This is a genomic window from Sphingobacterium sp. WM (genome assembly GCF_029542465.1).
Taxonomy (GTDB): domain Bacteria; phylum Bacteroidota; class Bacteroidia; order Sphingobacteriales; family Sphingobacteriaceae; genus Sphingobacterium; species Sphingobacterium cellulitidis.
In genome coordinates this window covers 3,402,250-3,422,916 of sequence record NZ_CP120709.1, presented here as the reverse complement: position 1 = coordinate 3,422,916, position 20,667 = coordinate 3,402,250, and the positions used below count along the sequence as shown (strand labels likewise).

Genomic DNA, 20,667 nt, shown 5'->3' with positions numbered 1-20,667 from the left:
AAAATTTAACATTTTTTTACTTTTTTTTCGAAACTAATTTATTAGCCTCTACAATTGCATTATAAGCATTCACAATACCACCACTAACACTAATCTCATCCAGATAAACACGCTTAGTAGCACCGTCTTTTTTAACTTTTACTTTTTGGTCTACCTTAGTCACGCTCTTCATAATCACCTCTTTAACTTGTTCTGCAGTCAAAGATGGATAATAAGCACGAATCATGGCAGCTAAACCAGCAACAACTGGTGCAGCCATACTTGTACCTTGATTCTCTTTGTATTTAGACTCAGGAATAGTTGAATTGATTTTTACACCAGGTGCAAAAACATCAACACTGCGGTAACCATAGTTTGAAAAATCTGCTAATAAATCAGCGTCTTGTTTCAAACCTGTAGCACCAACTGTAATCCAGTTTTTTGCTTCACCAACTACTGCATCTACACTATCGGTAAAGTATTTGGTTGGGAAATTCTTCTCAATATCATTGTCTTGTGAGTCATTTCCTGCCGCATGTACTAATAATACATCTTTAGATTCTGCATACTTAACAGCCTCATCAACAGCTTTCTTATTGTAAGCATAACCTTTACCAAAGCTCATATTAATAACTCTAGCACCGTTATCCACTGCATAACGAATACCATTTGCAACATCTTTATCGCGCTCATCGCCATTAGGTACCAAACGAACTGCCATAATTTGAACATTATCAGCAACCCCATTTACACCAAGGTTATTATTACGTTTTGCACCAATTATACCTGCAACGTGCGTACCGTGCTCAGCATCCGGTCCTTTTACATCTGGATTTCCATAATTACGTTCGTTCGCATTTTCATAATCATCTCCAACAATACCTCTTGGATCAAATTCTTTGTTTAAATGAAAATCTGCTTGATCAGTGAAATATTTAACAGCATCAGAGATGTCTGTATAGAATTTTTCAAATGTTCCAGTGTCAAGTTCTTTCTTCGCAATCCGAATCGCCATTTTCTGACGATCACCTTCTGGTTGGAAAGCATCTAAATCTGCTTTGTTGATATCCTTTGGTTCTTTACCAATTTTCTTAACCACTGCATCAACTTCTTCTTTCAGCTTTCCATAGTTTAACTTTCCGAAGGAGGCTTCTTCCATTTTGGAGGTATAGTCAGTAATCATTTTTTGATATGCCACAAACTCTCTTCTTTCTTTTTCTGAAAGTGGGGTAGTAGGTAATACAGAAATGTATTTCGGCTCATAGATGCGAATTAACCGAGTTACCTCTAAATTATCTTGATCCACATTTTTTCCGTCTTTACCGCCGATAAAGTTCCAACCATGTACGTCGTCGATGTAGCCATTGCCATCATCATCCTTTCCATTTCCAGGGATTTCTTTTGGATTGGTCCATAATACATCTTTAAGATCTTCATGTTGAATATCGACACCGCCGTCCAACACGGCTACCACTACTGGACTTGCTTTCCGACCTTTTAAAAGCTCTTGTGCTTTTTCGGTACTAATCCCCATATATCCATCTTTTTGAAAATCTAGATTATACCAGTTTGCAGGTGGGGGAGTTTTATCTTGGCTAAATCCAAGGGTTGGAAGAATTCCTAACGCCAAATAGCACAGAAATTTGTTTGTTCCTATCATACTTTTATAGATTATAATTCGACAAATTTAATATTTTCAACTAGATGCTTTTGTTAATTAATCTAAAATCACAAAAATTTTATCTTATTTTGAGTCAATTATTAACCGTCATTAACTAAATTATATGAAAGATAAAATTGTAATTGGTTTAATATTGTCTATCATGATTTCTTCTTGTTCTTCAGATAACAAAACAACAAAAGAGGCTGTGAAGTGGCCTGATGCTACGGCACCCGTAGCTGAATTAATTCCCCATAATCGTATTATCCATGGTGACACTGTTTCTGACCCCTATTATTGGATGATAGATTATTTCAAAAAAGGACCTGACTCTTCAAAGGTTATATCTTATTTGGATGCAGAAAATAAGTATTACGAAGCGATGATGAAGGATACTGAACCTTTCCAAGATCTACTTTTTAAAGAAATGAAGGGTCGTATTAAAGAAGCTGATGAAAGTGTGCCTTATTTAAAGAATGGATATTATTATTACCAAAGAACAGATGAAGGAAAGCAATATTATAAGCTCTGCCGTAAAAAAGGAAGCTTGGAAGCTCCTGAAGAAATTCTATTGGATGTCGATAAATTAGCTGAAGGTTTCCCTTATTATGCTCTTGGCGGAGCATCAGTCAGTCCAGATAATAAATTGCTGGCATATTCGGTTGATACCGTTTCTAGAAGAGAGTATGTGATCCATATCAAGAACCTGGAAACAGGTGAATTGTTAAAAGATAAAATCATTCGTACTTCTGGTCCGGCGGTGTGGGCATCGGACAATAAAACAATCTTCTATACCTCGAAGAATCCTGTAACCTTATTGAGTGAAAAAATAAAGCGTCATACCCTTGGTACTGCAAGTGAGTCAGATGCTGTGGTGTATGAGGAAAAAGATAATACCAATTACATTGGTGTTTCAAAGTCCAAGAATGATAAATACATATTAATTTATTCCGGTGGAACATTAAGTTCGGAGACTAGATATATTAAAGCTGATGAACCTAATACTGATTTCAAAGTATTTCAGCCGCGGATGAAAAATGTATTATATGATGTAACTCCTTTGGAAGATAAATTCCTCATAGTTACAAATGATAATGCGCAGAATTTCAAAGTGATGGAGACTCCTTTGGATAAGACCGGAAAGGAAAATTGGAAAGAATTTATTCCGCACAGAGCCGATGTCTTGGTTGAAGGAATTGATGAATTTGCAAATTATATTGCAATTGCTGAGAGGAAACAAGGCTTAACCCAATTGGCAATCCGTAATCTAAAAGATAATTCTCAACATTATTTAGATTTTGGCGAAGCAGCTTATACCGTTTACCCAAGTACCAATGCAGAATATAATACGGATACCTTGCGCTATGGATATACCTCATTGGTAACTCCTTCTTCCACTTTTGCTTATAATATGAAGACCAAGGACAAAAATCTTCTAAAACAGCAAGAGGTTGTAGGTGGTTATGATCAGGAAAATTATGTGACAGAAAGGGTAATGGCAAAGGTTACGGATGGAACAGAGGTTCCAATTTCCATCGTGTATAAAAAAGGAATCAAGAAAGATGGTTCAGCGCCATTGCTATTGTATGCTTATGGGTCTTACGGTAGCTCTATGGATCCTAGCTTTAGCTCCTCGCGTTTATCTTTATTGGATCGTGGGTTTATTTATGCGATAGCGCATATTCGTGGTGGTGAAGAAATGGGAAGACAATGGTATGAAGATGGTAAAATGATGAAAAAGATAAATACTTTTACCGACTTTATCGATTGTGGTAAGTATCTGATTGCTAAGAATTTTACAGCCAAAGAGCATCTTTATGCAAATGGTGGTAGTGCTGGAGGTTTATTGATGGGTGCAGTGATAAATATGGCTCCTGAAATTTGGAATGGTGTTATTGCACAAGTACCTTTTGTAGATGTTGTAAATACCATGTTGGATGAAAGCATACCTTTGACAACGAATGAATACGATGAATGGGGGAATCCTAATAATAAGGATGCTTATGATTATATGAAATCTTATTCTCCGTATGAAAATATTGAAGCCAAAGAATATCCAAACTTATTGGTTACAACAGGTCTTCATGATAGTCAGGTGCAATATTTTGAACCAGCGAAATGGGTGGCTAAATTGAGAGCTACCAAAAAGGGAAGCAATGTTATCCTTTTGAAAACAGATATGGATTATGGCCATGGTGGTGCATCTGGTAGGTTCGACTTTCTGAAGGATGTTGCCTTAAACTATGCTTTCTTATTTAAATTGGAAGGTATTACCAAATAAGAAATTTAGGTATAAAGTAAAAGGGCAATAGAATTTCTATTGCCCTTTTACTTTATATTCGAAAAATGAATTATTTCTGTTTTAAGCTATCTGCTCTTTCTTCAGCTTCGATTTCACGTGCATCGATCTGATGTTGTTTATAGTTTTCTACAGCAATCTTGCTCGCACGTTGAGAAACTACCAAACCAAAAATAGCAACAACTGTAATCACAATAACTCCCCATATGTATTTCTTCTTATCCTGCTTCACTAGCCAATACATAAAAAGGATATACGGAATAACAAATAATGCGTAAAAAAAGATACTTGGACCAACCATGATTTTTTAATTTGATGCAAAATTACGCTTTTATTTAAATATTGTAGCAAATACCTCATGCTCAATTCAAATCTTACAAAACAATGAAAGATTTTAAACGTTTCAATAATTGGAAAGTCTGATTGAAAGGTTTTCAATGAAGTTTGGACCTATTTGTTTTATAAATAAAAAAACTACAATCATATTGCATAAAAGAAAAAAATAATTGTTTACTTTTGCGCAGTCTGATCACTAAGTATATAAAGACAAAAAAGAGATGTATTGTAACAAGTTATATATGAATTCTATGGTTCAAGCTTGCATAAAGCTTGGCATCAGAACATATTGTGCAATGCGCCGCTTTAATTGTCCAGTTCTTCGATTCCGACGACCTATTCTGCCTCGAGCTTGATAACGAGGCAGGCAAACTTCCCATTTTGTCATTCATCCAGCTCGGTGAGTGATATTCAATTTAGATTAGTTAGTTCAAATACTTTGGTATTTATTTTTTAGGTCGACATTATTAAATGACAATCTCAGATTTTTTAATTATTCCAGCAACGGCAAACCATGTGAAGTATGCCGAAGAGGTTTGTAATGAAATGTTCGAGTCTGCAAAGGCTCGTGGAACGGGTATCGCACGTAGAAAACCAGAATATGTGGCGCGTAAGATGGAAGAAGGCAAGGCTGTAATCGCTTTACATAAAGACGGTACTTGGGCTGGATTCTGTTATATCGAAACCTGGAGCCATGGTGATTATGTTGCTAACTCTGGCTTGATCGTGAGCCCAACTTACCGTAAAGTTGGTTTAGCTAAAGCTATTAAGAAAAGAGTTTTCGAATTGTCGAGAGAGAAATATCCAAATGCCAAAATATTTGGCCTTACTACCGGATTAGCTGTCATGAAAATTAATTCAGACCTGGGTTATGAACCTGTAACCTATTCTGAATTGACCCAAGATGAAGAGTTCTGGAAAGGTTGTCAATCTTGTGTTAACTTTGACATCTTAGTCTCCAAAGATCGTAAAAACTGTATGTGTACAGCGATGCTTTGGGATCCAGTAGAAAAAGAAAAAGAATTGAAAGAAAAAATCCTGCGTAAAGCCGAAGCTAAAGAACGCCTGGATAGAATCTCCAAAAAACAATCCCTGCTTAAAAGAATTGAAGCTAAGCTTTGGAGATCAACTAAAAAAATGGTCGCTGCGGTAATTCCTGTCGGGATTAAACCAGTGAAAGGTTTTTAATTTATTATTTTTGTTGTCATCAGCATATTAATCGTTATAAAATGAAAAAAGTAGTTTTAGCATTCAGTGGAGGTTTAGATACATCATTCTGTTGTATTTATCTTTCACGTGATTTAGGATTAGAAGTACATTCCGTAATTGTAAATACAGGTGGTTTTTCCGAAGAAGAATTAAAAAATATTGAAAAAAGAGCCTATGAATTAGGCGTTAAATCGCATACTACGATTGATGAAACTGAAGACTATTACCAAGATACTATCAAATACTTAATCTTTGGTAATGTATTGAAAAATGCAACCTATCCACTTTCAGTTTCTGCTGAACGTGTTTGTCAAGCTACTGCTATCGCAAACTACGCAAAGAAAATAGGTGCTGAATGTGTAGCACATGGTTCAACTGGTGCTGGAAATGATCAAGTTCGTTTTGATATGATCTTCCAAACTTTGATTCCTGGTGTGGAAATTATTACTCCAATCCGCGATTTACAACTATCTCGTGAAGCGGAAATCGATTACTTAAATTCACACGGAGTAGAGTATTCAGCAGATAAAGCAAAATATTCAATCAATAAAGGTTTATGGGGTACTTCCGTTGGTGGTGCTGAAACATTAACCTCCAATGAATACTTACCTGAGTCAGCTTGGCCAACCCCTGTTACCTCGACTGAACCTCGTAAAATCACTGTTGATTTTGAACAAGGTCAGCCAGTAGCATTGGATGGAGTTAAAATGGATCCGGTGAAAGTGATTCAAGAACTTCAAGCTATTGCTCAACCTTATGGAATCGGGCGCGATATCCACGTAGGTGATACTATTATTGGTATTAAAGGTCGTGTTGGTTTTGAAGCTGCAGGTCCTGTGATTCTAATCAAAGCTCACCATGCATTGGAAAAACATACCTTAACCAAATGGCAACTTTCTTGGAAAGATCAATTGGCCGCTTTCTATGGTAACTATATGCACGAAGGTCAAATGCATGACCCTGTTATGCGTGACATGGAAGCTTTCTTACAAAGCTCTCAAGATACAGTTTCTGGACGCGTTTTCATTGAACTACACCCATACCGCTTCACGATCCTAGGTATCGAATCTGAACATGATTTGATGTCCAATAAGTTCGGATCTTACGGTGAAATGAACAAAGGCTATACTGGTGATGATGTAAAAGGTTTCTCAAAAATATTCGGTAACCAAACCATCATTTGGCACAAAGTAAATAACAAAGGCTAATCGCCCTTTACATATTTAAAAATCTTTTTGCAAACCAAGGTAGCATCACTAGGCTCCTTGGTTTTTTGTTTAATATTGACTGATTATATCATAATGGAAAAAATTAAAGTTGGAATTATTGGTTCAGCAGGTTATACCGGAGGTGAATTGCTTCGGATTTTAATCTATCATCCAAACGTGGATATTATTTTCGCTAATAGTGCCTCTAATGCAGGTAACAAACTATCAGATGTACATAATGATTTATTCGGAGATACTGATTTAACTTTCTCTTCCGATTTTCATTCGGATATCGATGTTTTATTTTTATGTGTTGGACATGGCGATGCACGCAAGTTTTTGGATGCAAACCCAATTGATTCTGCTGTCAAGATTATCGATTTGTCCCAAGACTATCGCTTAAAAGCTAATACAGAATACCAAGGTAAGAATTTTGTCTACGGACTGCCAGAATTGAATAAATCTGAAATAGTTTCTGCTCAATATATCGCCAATCCAGGATGCTTTGCAACCAATATTCAATTGGCTTTATTGCCATTGGCTAGTAAAGGATTGTTGCCAAATCAAATTCATGTAAATGCAACTACGGGGTCTACAGGAGCAGGTCAAAAACCGTCTGCAACCTCTCATTTCTCTTGGAGAAATAATAACTTGTCAGCGTATAAATCATTCGAGCATCAACACCTTCAAGAGATCTCTGAATCCTTGAATCAATTGCAGTCGGATTTTCTTCCTGCTGGCACTGGCTCATTGCTTGAAAGAGCAGCACAGAAGATTAATTTTATCCCGCAAAGAGGAGCATTTCCAAGAGGAATATTCTCGGCTATCTACGTGGATTCTGATCTGACGGAGGAGGAAGCTTATGAGCTTTACGAGTCTTATTATGCCGGACATCCTTTTACCCATGTATCAAAAGCAAATATTGATATCAAACAAATCGTTAATACCAATAAAAGTATCATCCATTTGGAAAAACATGGAGATAAATTACTTATTCTAAATATTACAGACAACTTACTAAAAGGAGCATCCGGCCAAGCAGTTCAAAATATGAACCTAATGTTCGGACTCGACGAAAAAGCAGGTTTAAACCTGAAATCCGTAGGCTTCTAGTGAAATAGATTTGAGATATGAGAGTATAGATTTGAGATGTGAGATATGAGAAGTTAGATAGTAACCATCAGACCTAACAAGTCGAATATCCTGAGAAATCAATAATAGGTTTCAATGTCTTTCTAATATCTCAAATCTCATATCTCAATACTCAAATCTATCATACAAAAAAGGGGATAAATCTTAATTTATCCCCTTTTTTGTATGATATGGTATCTTCAACTATTTTTCAAGTAAGTTGATTTTTCTTTCTACTGAAACATTATCTCCAGTTACTGCATTACCATCTTTATCAACTAAAGTTAATTTAACAGTAGCTTCACCTAGAGGTAAGTTAAGGATTTCATAAGGAACCCATTGATCCAAAGTGAAATCTTGACCGTTGATGTTTGCTTTAACTTTGTAGTTGTCAGCACCTAATGTTGCATTAGAAACAAAGAAGTCTAACAATAAAGATTTAGTTTCTTCACCTTTATAGTCACCTTTTGGTCTGCTATAGAAAATTGATGGTTCAGTTGGATCAGGAAGTTCCGTGATCTTACCATCAGCTTCAACTTTAAATTTAACCAATTTAGAAGCATCTGCAGTTTTCAATGACTCATGGAATGAACGAGACAAGAAAGACATTAAATAATGCTCAGAATTTACAGGAACTGTAAATGTATGTTCTGGTTTATATAAAGCTACATAAGGTGTGTTATCCAAAATAAAGTGGATATGTTGACCATCATGTGAATTAGCCATGTGGTGAGTATGCTCTGTTTGCTCTGTCAATTTGAAGTTTTGAACATCATATTTAACTGTGATCTTCGCAGAGTCTGTTCCCAATTTTTCAGAAGTCAATGAAGAAATTTTCAAGGTAGCACCAGGAAAATCTTTCGCATGTTGAAGTGGGTTTACTGCAATTGCACCAACTGAATCCGCTAATGCTGTTGAGTCTTTAACTTCTCCTTCTTGATTTTTTGTAGGAGTATTACATGATGCAAGTACCGCTGTTGCAGCTAATACTGCCAATGCTGATTTGATTGTTCTCATCTCTTAATTAATATTTAGTCGAATTTGTTATAATATTTAAACAAATATAAAGGTAAATTGTTTAGCTTTTATTGAAAAACAATCTGTAACGCTTCTTTTATAGCAACTAAAGTTTTTTTAATGTCATCTTCTGTATGTGCAGCAGAAATAAAGCCTACCTCGTATCCTGAAGGTCCAAAATAAATCCCTCTATTCAATAATTCTCTGTGCATGACTTTATATTTTTCCATTGAGGCTGGATCGATTTCATCCGCTCTTTGGATTTTTTCCTTAGCTGTAAATGCGAACCAGAAAATGGAACCTATCGTGGTTATGCTTACTTCAAATCCATTCTCTTCAATGAATGAACGTAACTCATTCACAAAAGCTTGAGTTGTTTTTTCTAATTTCTCATAGAACCCTGGTTGAGCTAGAATTTGTAAGGCTGCAATACCAGCTGCCATAGCAACAGGATTACCAGATAAAGTTCCAGCTTGATAAACAGAACCATCTGGAGAGATACATCCCATTAATTCTTTAGAAGCTCCATAAGCACCTACTGGCATTCCGCCACCGATAATTTTTCCATAAGTCAAAATATCCGGTTGAATGTCATAATACTTGGATGCTCCTTCAAAGCCTAAACGGAAACCGGTGATCACTTCATCCATAATCAATAAAGTTCCGTTCACCTTGGTAATATCTCTTAGGAAATGAATGTAATCCTTATCTTGAATTAATAACCCGTTATTGGCAGGTACTCCTTCAATAATTACAGCTGCAATTTGATCTTTAAAGTCTGCAAAAACTTTCTTTAAAGCTTCCTTATCATTTAATGCAATTACAATGGTTTCATCAGCAAATGCCTTTGGAACCCCTGCAGATGAGGTTTCGCCAAAGGTTACTAATCCTGATCCTGCCTTCACCAATAGGGAATCGGAGTGACCATGGTAACAACCTTCAAATTTTACGATTTTATCTCTTTTGGTATATCCACGCGCTAAACGAATCGCAGACATCACCGCCTCTGTTCCTGAACTTACAAAACGAATTTTCTCAATCTTTTTATTATTGCTCAAGATCAATTCTGCTAAATCATTTTCCAGGGCAGTAGGGGCTCCAAAACTTAAGCCTTTACCTAATTGCTCTTGAACGGCTTCACGAATCTCCGGAGTGTTATGCCCTAGGATCAATGGACCCCATGAACAACAGTAATCAATAAATTCATTCCCATCAGCATCCCATAAATGTGCCTTATCACCACGCTCGATAAACAATGGCGTTCCATAAACAGATTTGAATGCGCGTACGGGAGAGTTTACACCGCCAGGAAAATATTCCTTAGCCTTTTCAAATAACTTGCCCGACTTCTCCCGAGAAATATCTGAAGTAGATGTTGTCATAATCATTTCTTTTTGTCTGTTACAAAAGTAGTATTTACTGGGTAGTATTTAGTATTTAGTATAGAGTATTTAGACCTATGACGGAAAAATGATAGTTGAAGAAACTATATTAAAGTCTAATAATCTAAATAGTATTTAGTATTTAGTATAGAGTATTTAGACCTATGACGGAAAAATGATAGTTTAAGAAACTATATAATAGCCTAATAATCAACTATAGGAAAGTCTAACTACTAACTACTAACTACTAAAAAAAAGAGCGGGCTTCCTTTTGAAAAGCCCGCTCTTTTTTTTGTGTGGAAAGAATTATTTTCCTTCTTCTAATACTTTAGTTACAAGTTCTGCAGCTTCTTTCAATAAGATTGCAGAGTACACTTGCAAGCCTGAATTATCGATTAATTCTTTAGCTTCTTTAGCATTTGTACCTTGTAAACGAACGATAATTGGAACTGGAATATTTCCGATTTCGTTATATGCATCGATAACACCTTGAGCAACACGGTCACAACGAACGATACCACCGAAGATGTTAATCAAAATAGCTTTTACGTTAGGGTCTTTTAAGATAATGTTGAAACCAGCTTTTACTGTTTCAGCATTTGCAGTACCACCAACATCTAAGAAGTTTGCAGGCTCACCACCAGCGATTTTAATGATGTCCATAGTAGCCATCGCTAAACCAGCACCGTTTACCATACATCCTACGTTTCCATCAAGTTTAACGTAGTTTAAGTTGAATTCTCCAGCTTCTACTTCTGTAGGATCCTCTTCTGTAATATCACGTAATGCAGCAATTTCTGGATGACGGTATAATGCGTTCTCATCCAAGTTTACTTTCGCATCTACTGCAAGAATTTTATCGTCTGAAGTTTTTAATACTGGGTTGATCTCAAACATGGAAGCATCAATTGAATCGTATGCTTTGTATAAGGCAGCAACAAACTTAACCATATCCTTGTGCGCAGCACCTGATAAACCTAAGTTGAATGCAATCTTACGTGCTTGGAATCCTTGAAGTCCTACTTTAGGATCAATCTCTTCCTTGAAAATTAAATGTGGAGTTTTCTCAGCAACTTCCTCGATATCCATACCACCTTCTGTAGAGTACATAATGATGTTACGACCTGTTGCACGGTCTAATAAAACAGACATGTAGAATTCTTTAGTCTCACTGTCTCCAGGATAGTAAACATCCTGCGCAATTAAAACCTTATTAACTTTTTTACCTTCTGGACCAGTCTGTGGAGTCACTAACTGCATGCCAATGATGTCTGTTGCACGTTGCAATACCTCATCTTGGTTTTTAGCTAATTTAACACCACCACCTTTACCACGGCCACCCGCATGGATCTGTGCTTTTACCACAACCCAATCCGAGTTGAATTCTTCTTTCATTCTCTTTGCAGCCTCAACAGCTTGCTCTGGGGTTTCAGCAACAATACCTTCTTGTACTCTTACACCGAAACTCTTAAGTATTTCTTTTCCTTGATATTCGTGAATGTTCATTGATAAAAAAATTTGCTGTAAAAATAGCGTATTTATTCGGAAGGGACAAGTTATTATTACGATTAAATTGTCATCTCTTTTTTGATTCCCCGATATTATCTGCCCTTTGCAACCACATGTTTTTGTTTTTTATTATTTTCGCATTATGATCTTAAAGGCAAATAATATTTTTAAGTCCTATGGCGACCTCGAAATCCTAAAAGGCGTTAGTATTTCTGTCCGTAAAGGCGAAATCGTTTCCATCGTAGGAGCCTCCGGCGCCGGAAAAAGTACCTTACTCCATATTATCGGAACCCTCGACAAACCTGATCAAGGAACCGTCCTGATCGAAGGAGAAGATGTATTTGCCCTCAATGAAAAAAAACTAAGTGATTTTAGAAACCAACATATAGGCTTTGTGTTTCAATTCCACCATCTGCTACCTGAATTTACGGCTCTGGAAAATGTGTCTATCCCAGGATTCATCGCTGGTCAGGATAAAAAAAATGTCGAAAAAAGAGCCATGGAACTTCTCGATATTTTAGGAGTAGCACATCGCGCAAATCATAAGCCAGCAGCGATGTCTGGTGGTGAGCAACAAAGAGTATCAGTCGCAAGAGCACTTATTAATAATCCTACACTGATTTTAGCTGATGAACCTTCGGGAAACCTGGACTCTGAAAATGCTACAGCACTACACCAGCTGTTCTTTGACCTGCGAGATAAAATGCAGCAAACCTTTATCATTGTAACCCATAACGAAGAATTAGCAAGAATTTCCGACCGTACCATTCATATGCGCGACGGACTAATCTATTAATATGCAAAAGATGTTAATCACTTTTGGAACCAGACCTTTGGCACAAAGGCTGTCCAAAATCTTGAATACCCATTTTGAAATTATTTTCGCAACCTCTGAAGAGGTGCCAAGTTTCCTTGCCGCAAATTACAATACCATTCCAACGGCAGCTAATCCAACTTTTGCCCATGAACTATTGAAGTTATGCCTTGATAAACAAATTGACTTTCTATTACCTCTTGGCCTTGCAGAAATCAATGCTTTAACCGAAGCTAAAATCCTTCTGGAAGAGTATGGTACAAAATTATTAAGCCCAAGCAAGGAAGAACTAGAAGAATTATTTGTTCTGGAAAATCCACCTTCAAATATCGATTTAATTCTATGTGAAAAAGGCGTAAACCTTATCTCTGACTCTAAATTGGAGATAGAAATGACCGGTCTTTTCGCTGTTTCTGATGAAGGTGATGATTTAGCGCTTTGTACAATTAAATAATGATGGATTTCGCAAATATTCCCACTGATAAAAAACTTTATTTATTTGAAGTAGATGACGTCCTTTTTCCTAAAAAGGACTATTTATTACAGATTTATTATCTGTTTTCTCAATTCGTGGAATTTACCGAAGGTAGACCAATTGCTACTGAAATGGTGAATTTTATGAAGGAAACCTATATGGAAAGTGCTGAGGAAAATCTTTACAATCTAACAGCCAAGAAATTCAATTTTAAAAATGACTACAAGGAGAATTTTGAAAGACTGATGGTCAATGGACACCTTCCATTGAAACTGTTTCTTTTTAATGAAACCAAGCTATTATTTGCCTCTATTCTCGAAAAAGGAGGACAGATAGGAATTTTGACCAAAGGGAACCCTGCATTGCAATTAAATAAAGTCAAACACATTGATTGGCAGGGCTTTGATAGAAATGTAAAAATTTATTTTATCGACGAGTTAAATTTCCGAAATATTGATCCATTTACCTATATTGCTTCTGAAAATCAAGTCCAAAAAAGCGACTTATTTTTCATTGAAGACAATATAGCTAAATTATGAAAAGAAAATTTTTACTCCCATTCTTATTGTTTTCGTTGCTCCTAGGGGCAAGCTGTAAGAAAGATGCCGTTAATCCTGATACGGATAAAGAAAATTTACTTAAAGATTCAACGTATTATTATTCCCTGGCAGTTTCTCTTTGGGAAGATAAAATCCCTCAACCCAAGGCAGGCTCCGATGGAAAACTAGATTTACGATCCTTCACCAAATCCTATTCTAATGCCGAATCGGTATTAGAAGCCATAAAAAAGTACACCGTAGTGGACCGTTATAGCTTTATTGATAGGGAAGGGGTAGTGAGTGAAGAAATTCAAGAAGGTGTACATAAGGAAACTGGTTTGACTCCAATTTTCATTAGCACTGTCGATCCGAATAAAAACAGAGTTACCAATCTTTATGTAAAGATTGTTCAGAAAAATTCCCCAGCAGAAAAAGCTGGGTTAAAACGGGGAATGCAGATCGTTAGTGTTAATGGAGATACTAAATTCAATTACGACACCGATCAGAAAAAAGCAATCGCTATATACTATAAGCTAATTGAAGGTAAAGAACCGATGAACCTGGTCGTTAAACCCGTAGGTGAATCTCAAACAAAAACAATTGCGTTAAATGGTGCAGCCTATAGTATCGACCCTATTTTGATCAATAAGGTATTCACAATCAATAATAAAAAAATAGGCTACTTTTTCTATACTTCCTTTGTGAATGTATATGGCAAGTCTGGGCCAAATGAATACTATGAAGCAATGGTCAACGCTTTCAAAGAATTTGAAACCGCTAATATTGATGAATTGATCGTTGATTTAAGATATAATAGCGGTGGTTCTACAGCTTCTGCCGAATTATTGGCTAACCTTATTGTTCCGACTGCAGGGGCTAAGGGAAAGATGTATGACTATAAGGTCAATAAATACTTCGAACAAGAAGGCTACACCGATAATAATAATCCTAAAGCTCCATTTAAATCCGTTTTTTACAACAAAAAGAATACTTTAAATATTCCTAGGGTTTACTTCTTGGGAACTCCTGGTACAGCTTCTGCCAGTGAATTGGTCATGAATGTTCTGAAACCTTATATGGATGTTGAAATTATCACCATCAATGGTAAAGGAACTTACGGCAAACCAGTAGGTTTTTTTGGGTTACCAGTTGTCAATGGCTTTGCTGATTTATATATCACCTCTTTCCAGACCATCAATAAAGATGGTTATGGGGACTATTTCAACGGCTTAACTGGCCGAATTACCAATGCCTCCGATGGGTTCTTTTCTGAACTAGGAAATACGGATGAAGCATTCTTGAACACTGCAATCAATGATATCATGAAACCGAACGACTGGGCGAAAGCTAGCAGCCGTAAAACAAAAGATGGATTGAACCGCTTGGAAGAGATGGATATACCTGAGAAAAAAGGCTATCGTAATAACATGTATAAGTTCTTAGATCAGAATTTTAATACATTGCCACCGTTGGATTAATCTTTTTAAAGAAATCACTGTCAATAAATGGAATCACTTTTGCATGTGGTGATTTTACTTAATTATGCTAATGAGAAATACTTTAATTGGAAAACTACTGATCTTATTGACCTTAGTTTCCTTGTTCGGATGTAAAAAGGATACTACCAAAATAACTCCTCCACCAAGACCTGGAGGGGATACTAGAACCGTTGCTCAACAAGTCCTGGATAGTGTATATTCAAAATATAAGTATTTATCTTATTGGGAATCTTCTATTGAAGTAGCAAATCCTATTTCCAAATTAACAGATAGGTTTAAGGATTCTGATGACCTCTTATCTTATTTGATGAACCAGACTCCGCGTAAAACTGATTATAAATTCCATCCCGATTATGATGGACCAATGGATCGATTTTCATGGTTGGAGGATATCAGCTCGGATGCAAAAGCATTCGCCAAGGCTGATTTAGCTGATGGCTATGGCCTGTACATGGCTTTTGATGGTAACCGTGGTGATAGTTTGTTTGTTTATTTCGTTGAAGGTGGTTCACCAGGCCAGGTTGCTGGAATAAAAAGAGGGGATAAAGTAATCGAAATGGAAGGGGATAAAAAGATGGTCTTTAGCAATAAAACCAGAATTGACCAGTACATTGAAGGACAAACCTTAAGTATTACTGTTGAAAACCCAAGGAAGGTGAAAACCTCTTACAATTTAGAATACAGCTCCTATGATATCCAACCATTTCAAATCGGTCGTGTATTTACAGAAAATGGTAAAAAAGCCGGTTATATTGCTCTTTCTTCCTTTGAAGAACTTTCCAATAGAGGGGTGGATTCTAAAATGAAAAAAGGAATTGATTCTACTTTCGCTGCATTTGGTAGAGATAATATTAGCAACTTAATCGTTGATTTAAGATATAACGGTGGTGGATATGTTAGTTCTGCCATTTATCTCCTGAATAAAATCATTAATTCCTCTGGGGATGGAAAGGTAATGTTTAAATATGATTTGAATAAAAACCTGAAAAAAGAACGCGATCAGGGTAGCAATGATTTTATCGATGAAGTTTTTGTAAAAAGCAATACTACTGAAATTAAAAACGTTGTTTTCTTGGTCAGTGATTATACCGCATCGGCAAGTGAAATCGTGATTGCCGCACTTAAACCGTATATGAACGTGAAAATCGTTGGATACGATGCAGCAACTTATGGTAAACCGGTAGGCTTCTTTAGAGAGGATATCTTGGAGGATGTGGGGCTTTGGGCTGCTTCCTTTAAAATTATAAATGCGGCAAACTATACGGATTATTGGGATGGTATCCCTGCAGATTATCCTTTTATAAATGATAATTTTTACAAACAATTTGGCGATGCATCCGAAGACATGACCCGAAAGGGTTTGGATCTCTTGTTGGGGTCAAATGCTAAAACCTCGAGTAGAATGTCAGTAAGCCGTAGCTCTTCTACTAGAACTACGAAAGAACTGAATAAAATCCCTCGTCGGAATATGCTAAAGGACTAATTTATCATTATTAAATTATTAACTTTGAAGTATGGCAGGAAATAAACCAACTACTATCAAAGAAATTGCAAGGAAATTAAAAATTTCTCCTTCTACTGTTTCGCGTGCATTGAATGACCATCCTAGTATCGGATTGGTAACAACTATGCGTGTTAAAAAGATGGCAGAAGAAATGGAATATGAACCTAATCAAACTGCAATATTCTTTAAACAACGTAAAACTTTTACGATTGGGGTGATTCTGCCTAAACTATCTGAACCATTTTTCTCTGAAGCTATCAGCGCTATTGAAAACGTGGCCGAGGATAAGAAATATACAGTGCTCCTTGGGCAGTCCCTAGATGATGAAAATAGAGAATTAAATATTATTCAAACCTTTAAAAAACATCGGGTGGATGGTATTTTGATCTCCATGAGTAAAAATACGGGTGATACTGATTTCTTTGAATTACTCGCAAAAACAGAGATTCCTATTGTCTTCTTTGACTGTGTTCCTGATCTTCCCCATGTCCATAAAGTATATAGCGATCTTGCCTCTGGGATGATCGAAGCTATGGCAGCTTTTGTGGACCGAGGACATCGAAATATTGCTTTGATTAATGGTCCTGAAGGCTTATTGGCGTCGAAAGAAAGGGCAGAAGCATTCCAAAGTGCTTTGGATAAATATGGTATCCCTGCAGATGCTAGTTCTATTGTCAATACGGACCTGACGGAACAAGGTAATGAAGAAGCAATGGAAAAGATTTGCTCACTTCCTAACCGCCCTTCTGCAGTCGTATCCTTTAATGACTTCGTTACATTAGACCTTATCCGCTATGCTAAACAACGCGGAATTGTCTTGAATCAAGATATGTTCTTTATTAGCTATGCGAATTATCCGCTTTGGAAATACATGGATAATCCGCCGATGGGAAGTATCGAACAATATCCTGATAAACAAGCTCAGAAAGCCGCTGAGATATTGTTCGATTGTATAGATAAGAAAGAATATACCGAAACACCGCAAGATGTGGTATTCCCTTCTAAATTAGTACTCAAATAATAAATTAATTGATCTGTAGGCTGTAGGTAATTTCAATACCGCCATTCGCAAGCATATCATGTACTGAACAGTATTTCTTTACTGCTAATTCGGCTGCTTTTTGTGCTTTGGCCTCGTCAATGTTGCCCTTTAGTTTAAAGGAAATGTGAATCTTGGTGAAGATATTGGGTACTTCCTCACGACGCTCCCCTTCAACCTCTACATCCATATCCTGAAGATCCTGACGTTGTTTCTGTAAAATTGTAGTCAAATCAAATGCACTGCAAGAACCTAAGGCCATTAAAACCAATTCCATAGGTCTTACTCCTTTCCCTTCTCCTCCAATTGACTCTGGTCCATCCACATTTACTTTTACTGAACTCAATTCGCTTGATCCTTCGAAATGTACTGCTTGATTCTGTCTTTTAATATGTACTTTCATGTTATTTGATTTATAGGTTTAAAGTTAACTAAAATACATGCAATAAGTCGGTCATACCACGGTAGAAAATATAATCCATAAAAAAAGCCCTCAACTTGAGGGCTTTTTTTATATGATTAATTCGGGTATTTGACACCTCGATATTTACTGATATCTACTTTAGTCACATTTGCATCATACTTGGAGTTGATGGCATCTATAAATAGATTCGCAACAATCGCATTTCCCATAGGAGTCAAGTGAACCCCATCTAATGAAAATGCATTCCCAGTGATAAAGGCTGCTGAAATATGAACACCATTATAGTTATAACCAGCTTTCACTTTATTCAAGAATGAATACACATCCGCAACGGCTAATTGCTTCGCTTCTGCAATTGATTTAATCCTTTCGTTAAATGCTTTTACTCTTCCGGAGACTTCAGCAATCTCGGCCTTATCCAAAACAAACTGATCATCAATTGGATTCAATGGATGAACTCCGTAAGGAATTTGCTGAGCATTTGGTTTTCCCAATAAAGAAGTAGGGAAGGTCAGGATAAATAAATCTGCATCTGTAGCTACTCTAGGTCCAGTTTTGGTTGCTATGTAAACATTTTTTGCCTCTCCTCCTGTTTCTGCTTCAACTGCTGCATTTAATCTGGCAGTTGTAACTGTGTTAAAGAATGGAATAGTCGTCACATCTGGAATTGTTGCCACAACTCCTTTTGATCCACCTTTTGTTAATTCATTAATAAATGTATTATAGGTGAATTCAAATGTTGGAATATCCAATAATTTCTTGGTTGGATCGTCTGATGGAGCCGCACCATTTGTGGCATAGCCCAATACGTCATTGTTTCCTAACCAAAAAGTGAAAAAGGTATGCTCATGAGAAACAGCGTATTCGATATATTTCAACTTAGCAGGCGTACCTTCTGGTAATAACCTTTCGAAATAAGGGTTTCCATATACGGTTCCAATATTTTCAGCAAAAGCCATGTCTAAACGCATGCCCGGAACTCCTAAGTTTTGAATAGGATCTGTATGTTTAGTGTATAAAGGTTTGCCTAGTGGATTTGCTCCTCTAATGGCTAAATTCGTAGTTACTGGCTCCATTACGGGGTTGCCATCAATTAAGGATTTTAATTGAATATAGCCCGATCCATTCGCTTGTGCCTCTGTAAAGAATGGGGAAGTGAATTCACCACCGCCTACAGCTTTTAATTGCTCCGCGATTAAATTTGGAAATGCTACTTTTTGACCTTCTAAATATAGCCCATTGTCCGCGTACCCTGAGGTTAACGAATTACCTACAGCAATAAACTTGGAGAAATCCGCGGATCCCTTACTGGTCTCCATTTCATCCAAGGAAGGTGCACATGAACTTGCAAATCCTAAGATGGCAAGTCCGATATATAGTTTGAAATTCTTTTTCATTGTTTTCATAATTTAAAGCCTACCAATAATAAGAAACTGAAATTCCAGGAGCATGAATGTTGGTCTCATAGGTTCCTCTTAATTGTGTTTCTGCATTTGTGGTTGTTCTCTTTAATATTTTTTGGAAAACATATGCAGCTGACATCTGCCAGTTTGGTGAGAATTTATAAGTTAATCCTCCTGCTGCCATCACACGGTTATTATCTGGAGTCTCTGGATAAACATATTTACCTTGAACCGGTGTGTAAACATAACCAGCTCCCAAACGTAAATCTAATTTATCATTTACCTCATAATTCAAACCTGCTTTTCCTGAAAATGCATTTTGGTATCTCTTCTCTGAGCGGGTGTCTTGTAACACTGGAGTGTTGTTTTCGTAATCAAATACCAATTCTTTGTATATACTGTAATTGATAATGGATCCGTCAATCGCTGCATCAATTTTCTCAGATAATGGGAAAGTGATGCCCAAGTTGAAGGATGCTGGTAATGGTAATTCAGCATCAAACTTTCCGTTAGGGAAATTCGCCGCCAAGGAACCAGGGACCTCAAATGTAGCATCTCCATCTTTTAACTTCGTAATAACTTTTGAACGGTAATTTAATGATAATGCAAATGTTTCATCAAGTCTGTAATGAACACCTAGGTTATATCCCATCCCTGTTCCAGTACCTTTCAAGGTAGCTTGTCCAGTACTTCCGTCTGGATAAAATACAGGAAGTGCTCTGCCTAAATCTACTAAACCAATGTTGTAAACAAATCCACCACCAACACTAAATTGATCAGTCAGTTTAAAACTTACTGTTGGTTGGATATAGATAGCACGCATGGATAGGTGAGTTAAAGAGAATTTTCCAGGCCAATCTGTGCCCCAGTCTACACCACCACCAAATGGAGTGTAAACACCGATACCCGCTTTCCACCAAGCCCCTTTAGGACCAAAAGTCGCGTATGCTCCGAAGGGAGGGGATACTTGGAATTTTGTATGATGAACATCTGGACTGCCCGCTTCTCGAAAGGCAGATCTGTACATGATGGCGCTACCACCTATCTGTACCCCATTATTCTCCATCTTTACTAATGCTCCAGGGTTATAAACAATGGATGATTCATCAATAAATAAGGCCGATCCGGCACCGGCCATACCCACAGCTTTTTGACTTTGGGTATTAACTTGAGAACCCTGTGCAAACAGCAGGGTAGGGGAAGCTAATAACAAACTGAGTAATAATCGTTTCATAGTAAT

Annotated in this window: 18 protein-coding genes; 10 read left to right on the top strand and 8 right to left on the bottom strand. The window is 36.9% G+C overall.

All coding sequences use genetic code 11. The annotated features are described in order from the left end of the window. Positions 1-16: 16 nt before the first annotated feature. Positions 17-1,639 (bottom strand): S8 family peptidase, encoded by a 1,623-nt coding sequence (locus PZ892_RS14525; RefSeq protein ID WP_094257852.1) that lies wholly within the window; start codon positions 1,637-1,639, stop codon positions 17-19. A gap of 124 nt (positions 1,640-1,763) precedes the next feature. Between PZ892_RS14525 and PZ892_RS14520 the strand changes: the two genes are divergently transcribed. Beyond that, on the top strand, positions 1,764-3,920 hold the full coding sequence (locus PZ892_RS14520; RefSeq protein ID WP_094280936.1) for a S9 family peptidase: 2,157 nt from the start codon (positions 1,764-1,766) through the stop codon (positions 3,918-3,920). 70 nt (positions 3,921-3,990) lie between these two features. On the opposite strand, the gene PZ892_RS14515 is transcribed toward PZ892_RS14520, so the two are convergent. Continuing rightward, the gene (locus PZ892_RS14515; protein ID WP_229678325.1) at positions 3,991-4,182 is read right to left on the bottom strand and encodes a hypothetical protein; all 192 of its coding nucleotides are present in this window, start codon (positions 4,180-4,182) and stop codon (positions 3,991-3,993) included. A gap of 563 nt (positions 4,183-4,745) precedes the next feature. On the opposite strand from PZ892_RS14515, the gene PZ892_RS14510 reads away from it, so the two are divergent. The 3 genes from PZ892_RS14510 to argC all read left to right on the top strand — a co-directional run bounded on the left by PZ892_RS14510 (position 4,746) and on the right by argC (position 7,804). Continuing rightward, a complete protein-coding gene (locus PZ892_RS14510; protein ID WP_094257849.1) occupies positions 4,746-5,462 on the top strand; it encodes a GNAT family N-acetyltransferase in 717 nt (238 codons plus the stop codon). A gap of 41 nt (positions 5,463-5,503) precedes the next feature. Further along, the gene (gene argG, locus PZ892_RS14505) at positions 5,504-6,691 is read left to right on the top strand and encodes an argininosuccinate synthase (protein ID WP_094257848.1); all 1,188 of its coding nucleotides are present in this window, start codon (positions 5,504-5,506) and stop codon (positions 6,689-6,691) included. A gap of 93 nt (positions 6,692-6,784) precedes the next feature. Beyond that, positions 6,785-7,804: an N-acetyl-gamma-glutamyl-phosphate reductase gene (gene argC, locus PZ892_RS14500; RefSeq protein WP_094257847.1), complete on the top strand. Its 1,020-nt coding sequence runs from the start codon at positions 6,785-6,787 to the stop codon at positions 7,802-7,804. Between the two features lie 222 nt (positions 7,805-8,026). Here argC and PZ892_RS14495 read toward each other — a convergent pair whose 3' ends face one another. The 3 genes from PZ892_RS14495 to sucC form a co-directional block, all read right to left on the bottom strand. Next, the gene (locus PZ892_RS14495) at positions 8,027-8,839 is read right to left on the bottom strand and encodes a hypothetical protein (RefSeq protein ID WP_277711455.1); all 813 of its coding nucleotides are present in this window, start codon (positions 8,837-8,839) and stop codon (positions 8,027-8,029) included. 68 nt (positions 8,840-8,907) lie between these two features. After that, complete coding sequence (gene hemL, locus PZ892_RS14490) at positions 8,908-10,221, bottom strand: glutamate-1-semialdehyde 2,1-aminomutase (protein WP_094257845.1); 1,314 nt, start codon at positions 10,219-10,221, stop codon at positions 8,908-8,910. A 306-nt stretch (positions 10,222-10,527) separates the two neighbouring features. Continuing rightward, complete coding sequence (sucC, locus tag PZ892_RS14485; protein ID WP_094257844.1) at positions 10,528-11,727, bottom strand: ADP-forming succinate--CoA ligase subunit beta; 1,200 nt, start codon at positions 11,725-11,727, stop codon at positions 10,528-10,530. Between the two features lie 145 nt (positions 11,728-11,872). Here sucC and PZ892_RS14480 point away from each other — a divergent pair, with 145 nt between their 5' ends. From PZ892_RS14480 to PZ892_RS14455, 6 genes are all read left to right on the top strand, one after another. Further along, on the top strand, positions 11,873-12,526 hold the full coding sequence (locus PZ892_RS14480) for an ABC transporter ATP-binding protein (RefSeq protein WP_094257843.1): 654 nt from the start codon (positions 11,873-11,875) through the stop codon (positions 12,524-12,526). 1 nt (position 12,527) lies between these two features. Next, positions 12,528-12,998 (top strand): hypothetical protein, encoded by a 471-nt coding sequence (locus PZ892_RS14475; protein WP_094257842.1) that lies wholly within the window; start codon positions 12,528-12,530, stop codon positions 12,996-12,998. After that, positions 12,998-13,558 carry an HAD hydrolase-like protein gene (locus tag PZ892_RS14470; protein WP_094257841.1) on the top strand — a complete coding sequence of 187 codons (561 nt, stop codon included), beginning with the start codon at positions 12,998-13,000 and terminating at the stop codon, positions 13,556-13,558. Before PZ892_RS14475 ends, PZ892_RS14470 begins: the two co-directional genes overlap by 1 nt. Continuing rightward, positions 13,555-15,036, top strand: a complete 1,482-nt coding sequence (locus PZ892_RS14465) for a S41 family peptidase (RefSeq protein WP_094257840.1) — start codon at positions 13,555-13,557, stop codon at positions 15,034-15,036. Before PZ892_RS14470 ends, PZ892_RS14465 begins: the two co-directional genes overlap by 4 nt. A 70-nt stretch (positions 15,037-15,106) precedes the next feature. Further along, positions 15,107-16,540: a S41 family peptidase gene (locus PZ892_RS14460; RefSeq protein ID WP_277711454.1), complete on the top strand. Its 1,434-nt coding sequence runs from the start codon at positions 15,107-15,109 to the stop codon at positions 16,538-16,540. 31 nt (positions 16,541-16,571) lie between these two features. Further along, on the top strand, positions 16,572-17,582 hold the full coding sequence (locus tag PZ892_RS14455; RefSeq protein ID WP_094257838.1) for a LacI family DNA-binding transcriptional regulator: 1,011 nt from the start codon (positions 16,572-16,574) through the stop codon (positions 17,580-17,582). A gap of 4 nt (positions 17,583-17,586) precedes the next feature. Here the strand turns inward: PZ892_RS14455 and PZ892_RS14450 are convergent, their stop codons facing one another. The 3 genes from PZ892_RS14450 to PZ892_RS14440 form a co-directional block, all read right to left on the bottom strand. Further along, complete coding sequence (locus PZ892_RS14450) at positions 17,587-18,003, bottom strand: OsmC family protein (protein ID WP_094257837.1); 417 nt, start codon at positions 18,001-18,003, stop codon at positions 17,587-17,589. Between the two features lie 116 nt (positions 18,004-18,119). Further along, on the bottom strand, positions 18,120-19,421 hold the full coding sequence (locus tag PZ892_RS14445) for an SGNH/GDSL hydrolase family protein (protein ID WP_094257952.1): 1,302 nt from the start codon (positions 19,419-19,421) through the stop codon (positions 18,120-18,122). 19 nt (positions 19,422-19,440) lie between these two features. Then, positions 19,441-20,661 carry an outer membrane protein transport protein gene (locus PZ892_RS14440; RefSeq protein WP_094257836.1) on the bottom strand — a complete coding sequence of 407 codons (1,221 nt, stop codon included), beginning with the start codon at positions 20,659-20,661 and terminating at the stop codon, positions 19,441-19,443. Positions 20,662-20,667 lie beyond the last annotated feature (6 nt).